This window comes from Pyxidicoccus xibeiensis, from assembly GCF_024198175.1.
Taxonomy (GTDB): domain Bacteria; phylum Myxococcota; class Myxococcia; order Myxococcales; family Myxococcaceae; genus Myxococcus; species Myxococcus xibeiensis.
Genome location: NZ_JAJVKV010000002.1, coordinates 711210 through 728815, shown reverse-complemented (window position 1 = coordinate 728815; position 17606 = coordinate 711210). Strand labels below are relative to the sequence as shown.

The following is a 17606-nucleotide window of genomic DNA, read 5'->3' as shown; positions in this document are numbered from 1 at the left end:
AGCCGCGCTCCTCAACAGATCCTCTTGACGGCCGAACGGCCGCGCATGAAACCCATGACCGTGCAGATATCTCAAAGGACGCTGGAAGACCTCGGCTTCTCGGAAGTGCTACGCGCGCTGACCCAGCGCTGCCGGACCGAGCCCGGAAGGGAACGGGTGCTTGCCCGCCCGTTCCTCGACACCCCGGAGCAGGTAGCGGAGGCGTTCGCGCTGGTCGCCGAGGCCCGCTCCCTCGCCCAGGAGCAGTTCTCCCTGCCGCTCGGCGGCGTGGTGGACCTGCGCATCGCCATCGGCCACGCGGCCAAGGGCGGCATGCTGGAGCCCCGCCAGCTCATCGACGCGGCGCAGCTCCTCTTCGCCTTCGCCCGGACCCGGGAAGCGCTGGACGAGCGGCGTGAGCGGGTCCCCCGGCTGATGGAGATTGCCCGCCGGCTGCCCTCGCTGGAGTCGATGGCCCGCCGCATCGACCAGTGTTTCGAGCCGGACGGTGAGATTTCAGACAGGGCCAGCCCGGAGCTGCGCGAGGCCCGCGAGCGGGCGCGTGGCCTGCACCGGCGCATCAAGTCGCGGCTGGACGAGCTGCTCCACGACGAGAGCTTCCTGCCCAAGCTGCGGGAGAACTACTACACCCTGCGCAACGGGCGGTACGTGGTGCCGGTGGTGTCCAACTTCCGCTCCGAGGTGGACGGCATCGTCCACAACGCCAGCCAGACGGGGCAGACGCTCTTCATGGAGCCGCAGGCCATGGTGGGCCTGGGCAACGACCTGGCCATTGCCCAGTCGGTGGTCACGGAGGAGGAGCGGAAGGTGCTCCAGGAGCTGAGCAACCTGCTCGGCGGCGAGTCGGACCGCCTCCTGGAGGGCCTGTCGGCGGTGGCGGAGCTGGACGAGGCGGAGTCCATCGCCATCCTCTCCGCGGACCTGGACGCCAGCACGCCCGAGTTCGCCGGGGTGACGGACCTGGAGCTGCGGATGCTGCGCCACCCGCGCCTGGTGCTCCGGGACATGGAGGTGGTGGCCAACGACGTGACGCTCACGGGAGACGCCCGGGCGCTCGTGGTGTCCGGCCCCAACGCGGGCGGCAAGACGGTGACGCTGACGGGCGTGGGCCTCTGCTCACTGATGCTTCGCGCCGGCCTGCCGATTCCGGTCGCCCCGGGCTCGCGGATGCCGCTGTACCGCTCGGTGCACTCCACCGTGGGTGACGCGCAGGACCTGGCGCAGGGCCTGTCCACGTTCAGCGCGCACGTCGTCATGCTGCGGGACATCATCGCGGCGGCCGGCGCGGGCTCGCTGGTGCTCATCGACGAGATTGCCGCGGACACCGACCCGCGCGAGGGCGCGGCCATCGCCATCGCGGTGCTGGAGGACCTGATGTCCAAGGGTGTGGTGGTGCTGGTCACCACGCACCTGGAGGAGCTCAAGGCCCTGGCGCACATGGACCCGCGCTTCCTCAACGCGCGGGTGGGCTTCGACTCGAAGCGGATGGCGCCCACGTACCGGCTGCAGATGGGCGCGTCGGGTCAGTCCTCCGCGATCGAGATGGCGGCCCGGGTGGGCCTGCCACAGGCGGTCTGCGAGCGCGCGCGGGAGCTGTCGCTCAATGCCGGCGGCCCGCTGACGAAGGCGCTGGCGGCGGCCGAGGACGAGCGCCGCAAGCTGGGCGAGGAGCTGGAGAAGGCCCGGGCGGCGGCGAAGGAAGCGGAGACGCTGCGGGCGGACCTCGAGAAGCAGAAGCAGCAGTTCGAGCGCGAGCGCCGCGCGCGGATGATGCAGTTCAACGAGGACGTGCACGCGGCCAGCGAGCACGCCGCGGCCGAGGTGCGTGAGCTGCTGGCGAAGCTGCGGTCCGAGCAGAACGAGAAGGCGCTGTCGGAGGCGCGGCTGCAGTTGCAGCAGCGGGCCGAGGACGCGCAGAAGCGGGCGCTGGCGGCGAAGGCGGAGCTGTTCCAGGTGGAAGCGCCGGGGCCGGCCAACCTCAAGGTGGGTGCCTGGGTGCACCACTCCGGGCTGGGCCGGGACGTGGAGATCCTGGAGTTGGCGGACTCGCACGCGGTGGTATCGGCGGGCGGGGCGCTGAAGATGCGGGTGCCCACGACGGAGCTGTCGGGCTCGCGCACGCGCAAGCCGCAGCAGGCGAAGTTCCCGGAGCGGCAGAAGCAGGAGGCAGCGCTGAAGCGCGCGGCCTCGGCGGCGCCCTCGGAGGTGGAGGCGACCCACTTCCGGTGCGACGTGCGCGGCATGCGCGCGGACGACGCGCTCAAGGAGGTGGAGACCTTCCTGGACGGTGGGATGCGCAGCGGCGAGGAGGCCGCGCTCATCATCCACGGCCACGGCACGGGGGCGCTGAAGCAGGCCATCCGTGACTATCTCTCCGCGTCGCCGTACATCCGCATGTACCGCCCCGGTGAGAGCCACGAAGGTGGTGACGGCGTCACGGTGGTGTCGCTGCGGGCGTAGGCATCACATCCCACCGGCTCGAAGCAACTCCTGGATGACCTTGAGCGGGACACCCCTCATTGCGAGGTGGCTGCCGTAGGTGTGGCGGAGGTCGTGCCAGGTGATGGACCCCTGCTCGCGCGTGATGCCAGCGCGGCTCAGTGCCCCCTCTAGCCGATGCTCCGTCATCCCAGCGGTGAGCGGCTGGCCGTCCTCCCGGCAGAACACGTAAGGGCTGCGCAGGTGGCGGTGCCCCTTGAGCGCGTCCACCGCCGAGCCCGGCAGGTCCACCGTTCTTTCCCGTCCACCCTTTGGCAGCCCCGTCACGCCCTGCCAGATGGTGCGCCGAACCTTGAGATGCTCCCGGCCGGTGGAGATCGAGGGCTGCAGCCTCTCCTATCCCAGCCCACGTTGACCCTCTACTCTCCCTGTCAGTACAGTCATACGGCAACTGTATTTCAGTCGGCCGCATCAAACTCCAGGCGCATTTCAGGAAGCATCCTCATGGAACCCAAGCTCAGCACCTGCCGGAGGCGACCATGCTGACTCTGAGTCCGAGCCAGCGGGCCATGATGGCCAGCCAGATGGAGGCCCGGCGCGCCATGAAGCTCGCCGACACCCTCCAGCCGGAACTCCGAGCCCAGGCACCAGACCTCATGAGCGCCTACGACAAGGACCAGGCTCACGGCACCCTCCTGGACACCATCAGCAAGTGCTACGCGCAAGGCATTCATGATGAGGACCAGATCCTGAACATCTGCTACATCCGATTCATCATCAACGCAGATGTCTTTACGAATCAATCATTCGCCTACATTCTGAACAACCGCCTTATGCATCCCTACGCGAAGGCGCGTCATCTGATTCTGTCATTTTTCGCCATCAACGCGATGCGCGGAGGCACCTGACGTGGGGACTCTCGCACTCGGCGTACCTCTCCTGGCCGGCGGCCCTCCCGGGTGGGTGGCGTATGCAGCCCTTGCCGTGGGCACGGTGGTGGTGGGTGGCGCCATCGTCATGAGCAACTCCAAGCCCGCGGAACGGTCCCGGACGAATGACAGGACTACGGCCCGACCCGCTGATTGCATCCCCTGCCGGCAGTGGACGGTCAGGACGCATGCGCAAGGGACGGACGTCGGGGGCACCTCGGCCTCGACCATTGGCTCACCGCCCATCACGCTCTCCGTACCCATTCCGGCGTTGACCGGCGCGGCCAATGCCCATTCCACCTATGCGCTCCTGACCAATACCCAGCAACGGGTGAGAGCAGAAGCCTTCGCCAAGGCACTGAGGTGGCTGTCGGGCTGCCCTTCCAGCGGTGGCTTCCGGGGACAGAAGTCTTTTGAAGTCACGGGCGTAAGAGGGGGCATCCGCTTCGATATCGACTCCTACGGGCCCTCCAACAACTTCGTCACTTGAGGAGCCATGAACCTCGAGCAACTGCGGAAGCATCCGTCCTTTCCCTTCCAGGCCTTCCAGCAGAACGACCTGGAGTTCCTTCTGCTGGAGATGTTCTGGGTCGAGTTCTTCCGAGACTGCCTCGACACGCCTGACCAGGCCCAGGACTGGGAGCCGCTGTTCCCTGCGGAGCGGGATGGCGTGCCCATCCTGGTTGTCGCCAATGCGAAGCGCAACCGGGCCTTACGCATCCACCTGCGGACCAACGAAGACGAGCGTCCCCTCTATCCTTCTGGGACTCCAGAGCTGCCCAACGAATATTTCCTGCCTTTTGATTTGTGGCTGGACACCATCCGCGACTCGACGGGCAGCACGGCGTACCCGGGCCTGGTCATCTCGACAGATATGTCAGCGCCCGCCCTGGACCTGACCCGGAAGCTCGTGACAATGCTCTGCCGGGAAGAGGAGCCAGCAGGGCTCATTCAGGCTTGGCTCGACAACTACTACGAAGAACTGCAGACGCGTGGCTTCTATTGGAAGTGAGCCGTCAGACCTCAATCCGGGAATTCGACGCCTCGGATTTTGAGGGGGTCCGCCAGGTCCTGCGTGAAACCTGGGCCCAGTGCTACGCGGGACTTGGGCTGCTCGAGTCGATGTACAAGCTGCTCGAGGACGAAGCGCTGACGTTCCTCCTGCCGAAAGCCGGCGAGATGCCCCTGCTGGCCCTCGTCGATGCCGAGCCCGCGGGCGTCCTGGTTACGAGACGCGTGCGGAGTATCGACTTCATCCTGGCGCTGTACATCCGCCCCAGGTTCCAGCGAACGGGGCTTGGCAAGGCGCTTCTCGCCCATCCCTCCTGCAACGGTACGAAACCGCCTCCCCAGGAGGCCTGGGTCCGGGAAGCGAGTCCAGGGGCCATCGCCTTCTACCGTGCACTGGGTTTCGCGGAGGTCGGCCGGCGTTGCGTGGCGCTTGCCCCGGACCCGACCGCCAAGGTCATCGTCATGCAGCGGCGACAGACGCTCCTCACCTCGGCGCCTTGAACCGCAGCACCTCGCCCTTCTCTCCCTCCACGAGGACGGTCTCCAGGGCCCCCAGGAACTCGGTCCGTTGCTCCACCGAACACGTTGGGAGAAACATCCGGAGGACGCGCGGATCATAGAACCGGAAGTAGAGCTGCCTTTTCGTGGTTGCGTCCTGCACCATGAGGAACTTGCGCAGGTGCCGCCGCGTCTCCTTGAACGGCAGTCGTGAGGTGAGGAAGAGGCCCCAGCTCTTTCCCCACCCCCGGTGTACGAGCTGCGCTAGCAGCTCCGAGTCACCGGGCAGGCGCACCAGGTAGGGTGCCACCTCCGCCAGTTCCTTGCTCTCCGGGCCCTCGTAGAGAGACTCATATTGCTCCCCCGCCCCCTGAAGAAGCTTCAGAACCCGGCGCTCCCGGGCCGCATCGAGCACCGCGAAGAGCGGCTCGGCTTCCGCCCGCATCATCTTGAGGGCATGCTCCACTCCGGTGGCACCTTCTCCCTCTGACCGCAGCTCCCGGGACATTCTAGGCCCCCTGGCCCGGCGGGTTCTTCTCGCACTTCTCGACGAACGGCGTCCCCTCCACTGCGGCAATCCGCAACGTTTCGACCTGAGCGGACGGAGCGCTTGCGCCTGACTCCTTCTTGACCTTGGCGCCCTTGACCTTGATGTCGGACCCTTCCAGGGTGAAGGTATTGGCTGAAAACTTGACGTTGCCTGACTTGTCGATGGTCAGGATCTGCTTGCCATTCACGGCCAGCAATAACTTGTCTGCCTTCAGTCCGAAGGTCTTGGCCAACCAGCCAATCGGCTCCGTCACGAGCAACTGGGACTTGCCGCCGACGGTGTCCGACATGTCCTTGCCCACCACCAGGGAGACCTGCCCCTTCACCTCCAGTTGCTGTTCGCCCGAGGTCTTCGCCTGCTTGTCCTTGGCGACGACTTCCTGGCGACTGCCCACGACATACTCCGTATGCGCCGCGCCAATCTCCGTCGTTCGCACTCCGCCCGTGGCCTCGTTGAAGGCCAGGGCCACGTTGACGCTGTAGGCACCGCCAATGGTGGTGGCCTTTGCCGCCCCCACGCTCTCCATCGTGCCCTGGGCCACCAGCGCCGTGAGCCCCTTGCCTACCGTCATGGCCTGGTTGCCTTCGACGGACTCGTCGTGGCTCCCCCCCGTGACGCTGTCCCGGTTCTTCTGGACGAGCAGCGACTGGTTGCCCTCCACCACGCCCACGTCGTCCAGCTCGACGTGCAATTGCTGGTTCCCCTCCACCGTGCGCTTGCGGTCCTTCTTCACCAGCAGGTCTTCGTAGCCGCCCACCTGCTGGTCCTTGTCGTTCTCGGTGAGCAGGTCCTCGTCCTTCTGCGCGTGGGTGAATACCTCCTCGGCGCCCGCGGAGTCTTCAATCCGCACCTCGTTGAAGCCATTGCTGCCCAGGCTGGAGGCGCTCTTGCGCGTGGACTTCGTCTTCTCGTCCGGCAGCCCGTATGGGGTGGTGTTGGTGCCGTTGTAGACGGCGCCCGCCACCAGCGGCCGGTCCGGGTCTCCCTCCAGGAAGCGGACGATGACTTCCTGGCCGATGCGCGGGAGCCACACGTCACCCCACGCCGGCCCGCCCCACGGCTGGCCCACGCGCACCCAGCACGACGACTTCTCGTCGTTCTTGCCCTCGCGGTCCCAGTGGAACTGCACCTTGATGCGGCCGTGCGAGTCGGTGTGGATTTCCTCGCCCGCCGGGCCCGTCACCGTGGCCGTCTGCGGGCCAGCAATCTGCGGCAGCGGCGTCAGCCGGCGCGGCCGGAAGGGCACCGCCTTGGGCAAGAGGCGGAACTGGTTGCGGTAGAGCCCCTGCAACGACTCGCTGCCGCCACTCACGTCCGGCTGCACGCCCGAGTGCACCACCTCGGTGATGAGGTACTCGCCCGCGAAGGTGCCGTCCTCCGGTGCGTCCAACTCCAGCAGGAAGCCGGGCGTCAGCCGGGGCGCAATCGCCTCGCCCGACAGCGTCCGCCCGCCCACGCCCACCGCCTCCGCGCGCACGCTCGCCGCCGACCTACCCACCCCTGGCGCCACGTAGCCGGCCGGGTAGTCATAAATCTCCAGCGCCGCCACGCCCTCGGGCGCCTTGCCCTTGCCGGAGATGTCCACCGCGGGCTTCTCGAAGTCGAAGTCCTTCAGGTGCACCGCGCCCGGCCTCAGCCGGTGCACCACCTCCAGTGCGTAGACGAACTCGCCGTCCACCGCCTCCTTGCCCAAGTGCGGGCGCAACGGCAGCATCCCGCCCTGAGGCAGCGGCGCGTGCGCGCTGGGCTTGTCGCCCAGCACCAGCGTGTGGCCCGAGTCGGTGTGCTCGAAGAAGTAGAAGATGCCCTCCCACTCCATCAGCCGGCTGACGAAGGCGAAGTCACTCTCGCGGTACTGCACGCAGTACTCGCGCGGCGCGTAGCTGCCGGAGAGCGCCAGCCGCACCTCCACCCCACCCTCGCCCAGCACCGCCTTGAGGATGTCGGGCACGCTCCTGCCCTGGAAGATGCGACTCTTGTGCACCTGGGACAGCCGCCACAGCTTGGGCACCACATGGGCCCGGTAGCGGCGCCGGCCCGTCTTCAAGCCCAGCGCCTCTACCTCGCGCACCTGGCCGTGCACGTAGCGCGCGTCGCCGTCGCGCACCGACAGCGTCACCAGCGCGTCCTTCCACACGAGGTCCGCCACCGCCAGCGGCTCGCCGTCCTTCGTGAAGAAGTCGACCCGGAAGTCGTACAGCCGGCTGACGCCCTCCGTGCCGGACACCCCGGACACACTCAGCTCGTCGGGGCCGAAGGCACCGACCTGCACGGAGAACGCGGGCTCACTGCTTCGCGACATGACTCCCCTTTCGTCGGCAATAGGACTCCACCGGCGGCCGGGAACGGCGGCGGAATTCTACCACATGGGGGGCAACGCGAACGCACTCCCAGGCCGGGAGGGAGGCAGCAGAGGTCGAGCGGGTCCGTGGTCCGCACCCCGCGCATGCCCGCCGCGCGGAAGTCCTGGAGGGCGGCGTCCGCCACGCGGGGGAAGTCCAGGGCGGGAGGCAGCGGATCCAACGGCGGCGCCGGCACGGGGCTCATGGCGTCTTCCAGGATGAAGACGCGCCCCATCTTCGAGCGGTCCGTCCGCTCGATGTGCTGCCGCGGGTACTGGAGCGTGGACAGGACGCAGTGGGCTTGGCCTGCCCGAAGACGTACACCCGGTCGAAGGACATCAGGTGGTCGAAGAGGCGCGTGTTGAACTCACCCACCTTCTGCCCCTTCACCTCCGTCACCTCGGGAGACAGGACGGAGTAGTTCTCGGTGAGGGGGTGCTCGCCCTTGAGCTCGAACCAGGTGAGCGTGTCACGGACCAGGGCGTGGAAGAGGCTGGCCTCGTAGACGGCGGGCACCAGCGCGTGGCTGAGGCCTCCCAGCAGGGCATGGAAGGGCCAGATGGTGAGCACGTACCGACCGGTGGCCAGAAGGCCACCTGCACGTCGATGCCGAAGGCGGCGATGCGGCGCTGGTTCGAACTCACGGGTGGCCTGGGCGTCCAGGCCGTCCTCGAGGATGTTGACGGGGCGGATGCCCATGTCGCGCGCGCGCGTCACGGCGTAGAGGTACTGCAGCTTCTTGTTGCCCGAGTCGAAGCGGATGGAGTCCTGCGAGCCCGGGTCCTCGCGGATGAGCTGGAAGGCGGCGGGGATGCCGGAGGTGAGCGTGTCGAAGGTGCCCAGCAGGTAGCTGGAGCGGCTGGGCCGGCGCTCGCGCATCGCGCGGAAGGCGGCATCGTCCGAGCCGTAGCGCTGCACGTGCTCATGGCTCATGGTGCCCACGGGAATCATCCCCAGCTTGCGCGCACCCTCCACGTTGCTGGTGCGCATGACGCCGACCTCCTTGCACGCGCGCAGGGCCAGCTCGTGGTGCTCCTGGCAGGTGGCGGCGCGCAGGCCCACCTCGAAGATGCGGGCGGGGTCTCGACGAGGTCGACGAGCGCCTTCACGGTGGCGCGCACGCGGCGCAGGTAGCCCGCGCATAAGAGGGATGGGGGCCCTGTTGAAGAGGAGGGAGGGTGCAGAGGGGCCGAGGAGGGCCGCTGACGGGGCCGCCCGAGCGATGCTCCCGGTCGGTGGACAGGCCGCTTGAGCCCCCTTGGGGCACACGCCTGGGGCGGCTGACGCTGAACGAACGTCAGCCGCCCCGAGACGCCTTCCCGCCTACGGGCTGGCGATGGTCACCAGCGGCAGGCGCCACAGCTCCCGCCCGCTCATGCCGTCCTCCGCAGTGAAGAAGACGGTGTCCCCCTCACGCACCAGGGAGCGCGGGAAGGAGGAGGATGCCCCCGGCGCGACGTCGCCCACGCGCCAGGTGCCGGACTCCGTGCCATCCGTCACCCACAGCTCCGTGCCGCTCACCCCATCCGAGCCGGTGAACAGCAGCAGCCCCTCCGCCTCCAGGGCCAACATCGACACCGCCCCCACCCCGGACGCGGCTCCAGCATGGAGGTCCACCACGCGGACGGTGCCGGCGGCGGTGCCATCCGTCTTCCACAGCTCGCGACCGCTCACGCCGTCCTCCGCCGTGAAGTAGAGGACGCCGTTCAGCACGGTGAGCCCCTTCGGCGAGGCGCTCCCCGCCCCCGGCCACAGGTCCGCCACCTGCACGGTGCCGGCGGCGGTGCCATCCGTCTTCCACAGCTCGCGGCCGCTCACGCCGTCATCCGCGATGAAGAACAGCGCCGAGCCCACGGCGATGAGCGTCTCCGGGGAGGAGCTCGCCACGCCCGCGCGCAGGTCCGCCACAAGCACCGTGCCCGCGAGGGTGCCATCGCTCTTCCACAGCTCGCGCCCCGCCACCGAGTCCTGCGCGGAGAAGTACAGCACCCCGCCCAGGCTCGTCACCTCGCGCGGCGCGGAGGCCGAGGCGCCCGCCCCGATATCCTTCACCTGGAAGGTGCCCGAGCTCGTCCCATCCGAGCGCCACAGCTCGGAGCCGAAGCTCGGGGTTTCAGCGGCGCAGTAGAGCAGCCCGCCGATGGACTTCAGCTCCTGCGGATGCGAGGACGCCGTGAGATACGCGATGTCCTTCACGCGCACCGTTCCCGAGCTCGTCCCGTCCGTGCGCCACAGCTCCCGGCCGTACTGACTTTCACCCGCGGAGAAGTAGACGAAGCTCCCCACCGCCGTGAGGCCCCCGGGGAAGCTGCCGCTGAAGGAACTCCAGATGTCCCTCACGAGGACCGTGCCGGCCGAGGTCCCATCGCTCATCCACAGCTCACGACCATTGGAATGATCGTTCGCGGCGAAATAGAGCGTGTTGCCCAGGCGGATGACGGATTCCGGATGACTGCCCGGCGCTCCTGCCTGGACGTCCTTGACGAGCACCGTGCCCGTGGAGGTGCCGTCGCTCTTCCACAGCTCGCGGCCGTTCACGCCGTCATCCGCGGTGAAGTACACCGCTCCATTCATGCCTGTGAGGGACTCGGGGGCCGAGCCCGAGGCGCCGGTGCTCACGGCCACCGTGCCCGCCTCCGTCCCATCGCTCTTCCACAGCCGGCGGGACGACCCGTCGTGGGTCGCCGCGAAATACAGGGAGCCCAGGGCGTAGACGGTGTTGATGGGATTGCCGGCGCCGCTGCCCACGTAGATGTCCTTCACCAGGACCGTGCCCGCCTCGGTGCCGTCCGACTTCCACAGCTCCTTGCCCGACACGCCGTCCGTCGCGGTGAAGTACACCGTGTTCCCGACACCCGTGGGGTAGCTGATGCTGGAGCTGCTGGAGCCCGGGAAGATGTCCTTCACCCGCACGGTGCCAGCGGCCGTGCCGTCGCTCTTCCACAGCTCCCGGCCGCCCGTGTCGCCCGTCGCGGTGAAGTACAGCACGCTACCGGCCACGGTGAGCGCCGACGGGGAGGAGCCATTCTGACCGGACACGATGTCCGCGACCCGCACCGTGCCGGACTCCGAGCCGTCGCTCCGCCACAGCTCCCGGTTACCGGTGCTGTCGTATGCGGAGAAGTAGAGCAGTCCGTTCATCACCACCAGGTTCTCCGGCGACGAGCTGTACTGACCGGACTCGATGTTCCGCACCAGGTACGTGCCCGCGCTCGTCCCGTCGCTGCGCCACAGCTCGCGCCCGCTCGAGCTGAGGCCCGCGTCCGCAGAGAAGTAGAGGATGCCGTTCATCGCCCGCAGGTACTGCGGGGTGGACCCCGTCGCACCAGCCTGGATGTCACGGACCCGGAGGGTGCCCGCGGCGGTGCCATCCGTCCTCCACAGCTCACGCCCGGACCCATCCTGGCCGGTGAAGAAGAGATAGGAGCCCGCGACGGTGAGGTTGTCCGGAGACGCGGTGCCGGGACCGTACGGAACGTCGGCGACGCGAACAGTGCCCGCAACCGTCCCATCCGTCTTCCACAGCTCACGCCCCGTGGAGCCGTCGTCCGCGACGAAATAGAGGGCCCCGTTGAAGGGAACGAGCGCCGACGGAGTGCTGCTGTCGAGCCCCGGCCGGATGTCCCGCAGCAGCACCGTGCCCGCCGCGGTCCCATCCGTCTTCCACAACTCCTGACCGTGGGTGCAGTCGTTGGCGGAGAAGACCAGCACCCCATTGATGGGGGTGAAGGAGTTGATCGTCGCGGAGTTCGCGCCCGGGCAGACGTCCTTCACCAGCACCGTGCCCGCCGCCGTCCCGTCCGTCTTCCACAGCTCTTCACCCGAGGAGCCGTCGTTCCCGAGGAAGTAGAGCGCTCCATCCAGCTCGCCGGAGAAGTAGAAGCTTGCCGTCAGCGTGGGAGCGGTGGTCCGCACGTCACGGACCAGCTCGGGCGTCCCCGGCGCCAGCAGCGAGGCCTTCCGCGACACGCTGCCCATGGTCCCCTGCTCGATTCCGTCCGCCCCCTCACCACAACCCAGTACCCATCCACCGAGCAGCGCGAGCGCGCCCCCGAGCTGCATCGAAGTTCTGCGAGTCATGCATTCCCCTGTGCGCGGACCTCACACCGCCTCGAGATGGGCGGCGCATCCGCGCCAGAGGCATATACCGTTGTGGACTGGCAACCCTGACATGCCACGGATTGCCGTCAGGCGGTGTCGCCAATGACGCTCACCCCCCGTGCTGCGCAGCCCACGTCTGCGCGTTCGAAGCCCGTCGGGCAACCTGGGAGGCCCAGCAAGCTCAAGAAGTTGCGCCTTCTGCGGCAGGAACTCTGGAGCGATACCGCCCCCATCGTGCCGCCGTGCGAGGTAACGTTCCAGCGGAACGACTTTCACGAGCAGCTGATGGGGTTCCCTCCGGTCGCGCAGTGTTCTCATGAAACACAAGCTCATCGACTACTTCCGCCGCATCGCTCCTCTGTCCGACGAGGAAGCCCAGGCCATCCTGGACAGCATGGTGGTGAAGACCTGTCCGAAGGGCACTCACCTGCTCATGGCGGGCCAGGTCTGCACCGAGGCGTACTTCGTCCTCCAGGGCTGCGTCCGCCAGTACTACGTCGTCGACGGTGAAGAGCGGAGCAACGGGTTCTTCACGGAGAACGAATGGGTCCTCTCGATTCACAGCATGATGACCCAGACCCCGGCGGATCACTTCCTGGTCTGCGCGGAAGACACCACGGTGGTGGTGGGCACCGAGCAACGCGAGGGGGAGCTGTACCGACGCTTCCCTCGCTTCGAGAGCATCTCCCGGATGGCGATGCAGAAGGTCCTGGCGGAACAGCAGGAGCGGCTCGCTTCCCATCTCACCGATACCCCGGAGCAGCGCTACCTCAAGCTCTCGAAGACACGGCCGGACATCCTCCAGCGGATTCCCCAGTACCAGCTGGCCAGCTACATCGGCGTGAAGCCCGAGTCGCTGAGCCGCATCCGGAAGCGCATCGCCACGCGCGGCAAGCCGGCTACGCCGCGACGGAAGGAGTGACCGTCCGGAACCCCTTGGCGATGAGCCAGCCACCCAGGAACAGCTCGAACCAGCCCCCGGGCCCGGAGAAGAGGATGCCCCACGGCAGCCCGAAGAGCTCGATGGTCGACCGCACACGCGAAGCCTGTGCCGGTCAGTGGGGGCGGGCCCATCCGCGGGCCTTGAGCATCATGCGGATTGCTCGCATCATCCGGCCATGCGCAGGGTTCATTCTCATCTGCAAGAGCAGCCACCACGCGCCATGCCCCACGCGCTCTACCGCCCGAAGCCGCCGCTCGACAAGTTCGTGGACTCCTTCTGGGTGTCCGGCGACTACGTCGCGCAGGCACCGCGCGAACGTGTGCTGCCGTCGGGCGCGCAGTCCCTCGTCGTCCCTCTCTATGAGACCCCGACGCGCATCTACTCCGGCGAGCACACGACCGAGGCCGCCGACGTCTCCGGTGCCATCTTGTGCGGCGCGCGAAGCACCCCGCTGATCATCGGCCCCCCACCGGGTCCGACGGTCGGCGTCGAATTCAAGCCCGGTGGCGCGCACCCCTTCTTCGGCGTGCCCGCCAATGCCCTCGCGGAGCAGACCCTGGCGCTGGATGCGCTATGGGGCGCGTCGGCACGCGCGCTGCACGAACGGCTGATGGAGACGCCCTCCCCGCTCGGGCGAGTGCAGCTGCTGGAAGAGCACCTCCTGCACCGACTGCGCCACTCCTTCGAGCTGAGTCCCGCGCTGCGTGCGTCTCTGGACGCGTTCGAGGAACCCGACCTCACGTCGGTCGCTGAAGTCAATCGCCGGACGGGGCTCTCTCCGAAGCGCCTCCTGGCCTTGTTTCGCGAAGAAGTCGGCTTGAGTCCGAAGACATTCTGGCGTGTCCGACGGTTTCGAGCGGTGCTACGCGACCTCGAGCAGGGCTCCTTGCGTGGCGCCGCGTTGGCCGCCGAGCACGGCTACTTCGACCAGGCCCACTTCCTTCGCGAGTTCCGGTCACTCTCCGGCTCGAGCCCGCGCGAATATCTCGCGAAGCGTGTCGCGGGCACCGACCACGTCTCGGTCCACGGGTAAAAATATACAATCCCCGGTGCCTGCCCTGGCGTTTCCTCGGCCCCATGGAACCGAGTGAACGCCCTCCGCACCGCATGTCGGCTGGCCCGGCAGTGACAGCCGGGTCGAACCCCTGGAACACCCCGCGAGCCATTCGCATCACCATCCATGAAGGGAGGCGGGCATGAGTACCGACCTCCCCGCCTCCAAGGCCGAGGAACGCTCGCTCGCGGGCCTCAAGGCGCTCCTCGGGCCACAAGCACTGTTCGTCGCCGGAGCCGCACTCTCGTCGACGTTGGCAGCAGCCCTCGCGCTGGTGCCGTTCTTCGTCGTCGCGCGCATGGCGACCTCGATCTACGCAGCGCCGCCGGACCTCGCCGCGGTTCGCTCGCTCGCCCTCCTCGCCGCGGGTGCGCTCGCGTTGCGCTACATCCTCGTCTCCGCCGCGCACATGCTGGCGCACGTCGCGGCGTTCCGCCTCCTTCATGAGCTGCGCCTGCGGCTCGCGAAGAAGCTCGGCGCCGTTCCGCTCTCGTTCTTCAGCCGTCGTGGCGCCGGGGAGCTGAAGAAGACGCTGATGGACGACGTGAACCAGATCGAAGGGTTCGTCGCTCATTACCTCCCGGATGCGGTCACCGCGCTCGTCGTCCCGCTCGCGACGGCCATTGCCCTCCTGTGGGTCGATTGGCGCATGGCCCTCGCCAGCATCGTGATGGCGCCACTCGCCATTCTGGCGATGTCGGTCGCCATGCGAGATGTCGGCAAGGCGAATCTGCAGTGGGACGAGCTCCAGAGCCGGATGAACCGCTCGCTGCTCGAGTACCTCCGGGGCATCCACGTCATCAAGACCTTCGGCCTGTCCGCGCAGCGCTTCAGCGAGCTCTCGCGCTCCATCGAAGCGGGGCTCACGTGGACGGAGGGGTTCATGCGCACCAACGGCCGCGGCTACGGCGCGTTCGGCGCGCTCATCGGGTCGAGCCTCGTCGTCCTCGTGCCCATGGGCGGCTGGCTCTACACGCGCGGCACCCTCTCGCTCGAGTCGCTCGTGCTCTTCCTCGTGCTCGGGCCACAGCTCCTCATGTCGATGATGCGGCTGATATTCGCGTGGGGCAACGTCGACCGCATCCAGGCAGGCAACGCTCGCATCCAGGCCATGCTCGCCGCGCCGGACCTCGAGACTCCTGCCAGCGCCGCGCGGCCCGCGCACGATGGCGTCGCGTTCCGTGGCGTCGGCTTCCGTTACGAGGACGGCGCCGCGGAGGTCCTCCACGACGTCTCCTTCGAAGCGCCAGCGGGCAAGGTCACGGCGCTGGTCGGCCCCTCGGGTGCAGGCAAGACGACGCTCGTGCGGCTCGTGCTCCGGCTATGGGACGCGACAAGTGGCGCGGTCCAGCTCGGCGGCGTCGACGTGCGCGCACTCACGCTCGATGAGCTGCTCTCGCGCATCTCGATGGTCTTCCAGGACGTGTTCCTCTTTCACGGCACCGTTCGCGAGAACCTTCGTCTCGCCCGTCCCGATGCCACCGATGCGCAGCTCGATGCCGCGTGTCGCGCCGCGCGTGCGTACGACTTCATCCAGGCGCTCCCCAGGAAGTACGAAACGCTGCTCGGTGAGCGCGGCGCACGCCTCTCGGGAGGCGAGAAGCAGCGCCTGTCCATCGCTCGCGCGCTCCTTAAGGACGCGCCGGTGCTGCTGCTCGATGAGGCGACGGCCTTCGCCGACCCCGAGAACGAAGCACGCATCCAGGAGGCGCTGGCCAAGCTGTGCGGGGGGCGGACGGTGCTCGTCGTCGCACACCGGCTCTCGACGATCGCCTCCGCCGACCACATCGTCGTCCTCGACGGAGGCCGGGTGAAGGACCAGGGCACGCACGACGAGCTGCTCGGGCGCTGCCCGCTGTACCAACAGCTCTGGCGCAGCCACACCGAAGCCCTCGACTGGTCGCTGGGTGAACCTGGTGGACCCGCTGTCGCGAAGGAGGTGGGGTGATGCTCGGGGAGATCTTCACACTCGGCGAGCGGCTCGCGGGCCGCAGGGACGCACGTCTCCGGCGCGGCCTCTTCTTCGCATTTGGCGAAGCGCTCGCGATCGCCACGCCCTACGCCCTGGTCACCTTCTTCGTTCGCGAAGTGCTCGAGCGCCGCCTGTCGATGCACCTGATGTGGTGGATCACCGGTGGCATCGCGCTCTCGGTGCTTCTGCGCCTCGTGTTCTCGATCGGGGCGATGTCCAATATCTTCATCGCCGCGCACTCGCTCATGGGGCAAGCGCGCATCCGCACAGCCGACCATCTGCGACGCCTGCCCATGGGGTTCTTCACCCAGCGAAGGAGCGGTGAGCTGGCGGGCGTGCTCACCACCGACGTCGCGCTCGTCGAGGACGTCTGGTCTCACACCATCGGCATCTTCACGTCGAGCTTCGCACTCCCGATGCTGGTCGGCCTCGGTCTCAGCTTCCTGGATTGGCGACTGGGACTCGTCATCCTCGCCGCGCTACCGGTGGCGCTCCTCGTGCTGGCTGCGACCACGCCCCTCTTCGTCCGCGAGTTCGAGGCCGTGCTCGAGGCGGCTTCAGACGTGAGCGCGCGCATCGTCGAATACGTGCAGGGCATCGCCGTGCTTCGCGCGTTCGGCCGGCACGGCGAGGCCTACCAGCGCTTTGTCAACGCAATGGAGCGCCTGCGTGACGCCCTCATCCGCTCCGAGGTCTGGCCCTCTCCGCTGCTCGCCGTGTTCGGTTTCGTCGTCGAGGTGAGCTTCGTCGCGGTGGCGTACGCGGGAAGCGCACTGGCGCTGCGCGACTCGATCGAGCCCGGGGTGCTGCTCGTCTTTCTCATCGTGACGGTGGGTGTCGTGCGCCAGGTGGCGGATCTCGGTGTGGCGCTGCTCATGCTTCGAGCGTCTCAGCGCGCGCTCGGCCGCGTCGACCGGCTGCTGGCGGAGAAGCCGCTTGCGGAGTCATCCGCACGAGCGGCGTCGATCCAGACATTCGAGGTGGAGGTCGACTCCGTGTCCTTCGCCTACGAAGACGAGCTCGTGCTCGACGGCGTCTCGGCGACGTTCCCCGCGCGCTCGCTCACCGCGCTCGTCGGCGCTTCGGGCTCGGGCAAGTCGACGCTGGTCCACCTCATGGCGCGCCTGTGGGACATCCCGCGCCCGGGAGCCATCCGCATCGGCGGCGTCGACATCCGCGACATCCCGTTCGAGGAGCTGCACCAGCACATCGCGATGGTGTTCCAGGACGTCGTCCTCTTCTCCGGGACCATCCTGGAGAACCTCCGCGTCGGGCGGCCCGACGCTTCACTCGAAGAAGTCGAGCGTGCAGCGAAGGCCGCGCGCGCCCACGACTTCATCACGGCCTTGCCGAACGGCTACGACACCCTCCTCGGCGAAGGAGGCGGAACCCTCTCGGGTGGCGAGCGCCAGCGCCTGTCCATCGCGCGCGCCATCCTCAAGGACGCCCCCATCGTGCTCCTCGACGAGGCGACCGCCTCGGTCGATGCGTCGGCGGAGGCCGAGATCCAGCGGGCGATCGACGAGCTGGTCAAGAGGAAGACTGTCGTCGTGATTGCCCATCGCCTGCGCACGGTGCGGCGGGCGCACCGCATCGTCGTGCTCGACAAGGGGCGTGTCGCGGAGGCTGGCACACACGAGGAACTGCTCGCGAAGCGCGGCGTCTACGCGGCGCTCTGGCGGGAGCAGGAGCGCGCCAAGGGCTGGCGGCTCGCGGCGAGCGCCCCACCCCGAGCAACCGAGAAGCCAGCCTGAAGCAGATGGCCAT

General features: G+C 68.0%; 13 protein-coding genes and 3 pseudogenes. 9 read left to right on the top strand and 7 right to left on the bottom strand.

Annotated elements, in window-relative coordinates:
- Positions 1-54: 54 nt before the first annotated feature.
- Positions 55-2460 (top strand): endonuclease MutS2, encoded by a 2406-nt coding sequence (locus LXT23_RS10890; RefSeq protein WP_253980428.1) that lies wholly within the window; start codon positions 55-57, stop codon positions 2458-2460.
- Positions 2461-2481: 21 nt separating this feature from the next.
- Here the strand turns inward: LXT23_RS10890 and LXT23_RS10885 are convergent.
- A pseudogene (locus LXT23_RS10885) lies at positions 2482-2805 on the bottom strand (tyrosine-type recombinase/integrase); the annotation flags it as partial.
- Between the two features lie 173 nt (positions 2806-2978).
- Between LXT23_RS10885 and LXT23_RS10880 the strand changes: the two are divergent.
- The 4 genes from LXT23_RS10880 to LXT23_RS10865 all read left to right on the top strand — a co-directional run bounded on the left by LXT23_RS10880 (position 2979) and on the right by LXT23_RS10865 (position 4880).
- Positions 2979-3347: a hypothetical protein gene (locus tag LXT23_RS10880; protein WP_253980048.1), complete on the top strand. Its 369-nt coding sequence runs from the start codon at positions 2979-2981 to the stop codon at positions 3345-3347.
- 109 nt (positions 3348-3456) lie between these two features.
- On the top strand, positions 3457-3858 hold the full coding sequence (locus tag LXT23_RS10875; RefSeq protein ID WP_253980047.1) for a hypothetical protein: 402 nt from the start codon (positions 3457-3459) through the stop codon (positions 3856-3858).
- 6 nt (positions 3859-3864) lie between these two features.
- Positions 3865-4380: a hypothetical protein gene (locus LXT23_RS10870; protein ID WP_253980046.1), complete on the top strand. Its 516-nt coding sequence runs from the start codon at positions 3865-3867 to the stop codon at positions 4378-4380.
- Complete coding sequence (locus tag LXT23_RS10865) at positions 4377-4880, top strand: GNAT family N-acetyltransferase (RefSeq protein WP_253980045.1); 504 nt, start codon at positions 4377-4379, stop codon at positions 4878-4880. Before LXT23_RS10870 ends, LXT23_RS10865 begins: the two co-directional genes overlap by 4 nt.
- Here LXT23_RS10865 and LXT23_RS10860 read toward each other — a convergent pair.
- The 5 genes and pseudogenes from LXT23_RS10860 to LXT23_RS10840 form a co-directional block, all read right to left on the bottom strand.
- Entirely contained in the window at positions 4864-5343 is a 480-nt protein-coding gene (locus LXT23_RS10860) for a DUF4123 domain-containing protein (protein ID WP_253980044.1), read from the bottom strand. The genes LXT23_RS10865 and LXT23_RS10860 overlap by 17 nt on opposite strands.
- Positions 5344-5386: 43 nt before the next feature.
- Positions 5387-7729 (bottom strand): type VI secretion system Vgr family protein, encoded by a 2343-nt coding sequence (gene tssI / locus LXT23_RS10855; protein ID WP_253980043.1) that lies wholly within the window; start codon positions 7727-7729, stop codon positions 5387-5389.
- Positions 7730-7842: 113 nt separating this feature from the next.
- Positions 7843-8360, bottom strand: a pseudogene (locus LXT23_RS10850) (nicotinamidase); the annotation flags it as partial.
- 42 nt (positions 8361-8402) lie between these two features.
- A pseudogene (locus LXT23_RS10845) lies at positions 8403-8905 on the bottom strand (nicotinate phosphoribosyltransferase); the annotation flags it as partial.
- Positions 8906-9092: 187 nt separating this feature from the next.
- Positions 9093-11849, bottom strand: coding sequence for an ELWxxDGT repeat protein (locus tag LXT23_RS10840; RefSeq protein ID WP_253980042.1), 2757 nt, complete (start codon positions 11847-11849; stop codon positions 9093-9095).
- Between the two features lie 337 nt (positions 11850-12186).
- Between LXT23_RS10840 and LXT23_RS10835 the strand changes: the two genes are divergently transcribed.
- Entirely contained in the window at positions 12187-12792 is a 606-nt protein-coding gene (locus LXT23_RS10835) for a Crp/Fnr family transcriptional regulator (protein ID WP_253980041.1), read from the top strand.
- Here the strand turns inward: LXT23_RS10835 and LXT23_RS10830 are convergent.
- Complete coding sequence (locus tag LXT23_RS10830; protein WP_253980040.1) at positions 12770-12907, bottom strand: hypothetical protein; 138 nt, start codon at positions 12905-12907, stop codon at positions 12770-12772. The two genes, LXT23_RS10835 and LXT23_RS10830, sit on opposite strands and share 23 nt — an antisense overlap.
- 126 nt (positions 12908-13033) lie before the next feature.
- Between LXT23_RS10830 and LXT23_RS10825 the strand changes: the two genes are divergently transcribed.
- The 3 genes from LXT23_RS10825 (at position 13034) to LXT23_RS10815 (ending at position 17593) form a co-directional block, all read left to right on the top strand.
- Positions 13034-13846: a helix-turn-helix transcriptional regulator gene (locus tag LXT23_RS10825; protein ID WP_253980039.1), complete on the top strand. Its 813-nt coding sequence runs from the start codon at positions 13034-13036 to the stop codon at positions 13844-13846.
- Positions 13847-14009: 163 nt separating this feature from the next.
- Complete coding sequence (locus LXT23_RS10820) at positions 14010-15815, top strand: ABC transporter ATP-binding protein (protein WP_253980038.1); 1806 nt, start codon at positions 14010-14012, stop codon at positions 15813-15815.
- A complete protein-coding gene (locus LXT23_RS10815; protein WP_253980037.1) occupies positions 15815-17593 on the top strand; it encodes an ABC transporter ATP-binding protein in 1779 nt (592 codons plus the stop codon). The genes LXT23_RS10820 and LXT23_RS10815 overlap by 1 nt, the downstream gene beginning before the upstream one ends.
- Positions 17594-17606 lie beyond the last annotated feature (13 nt).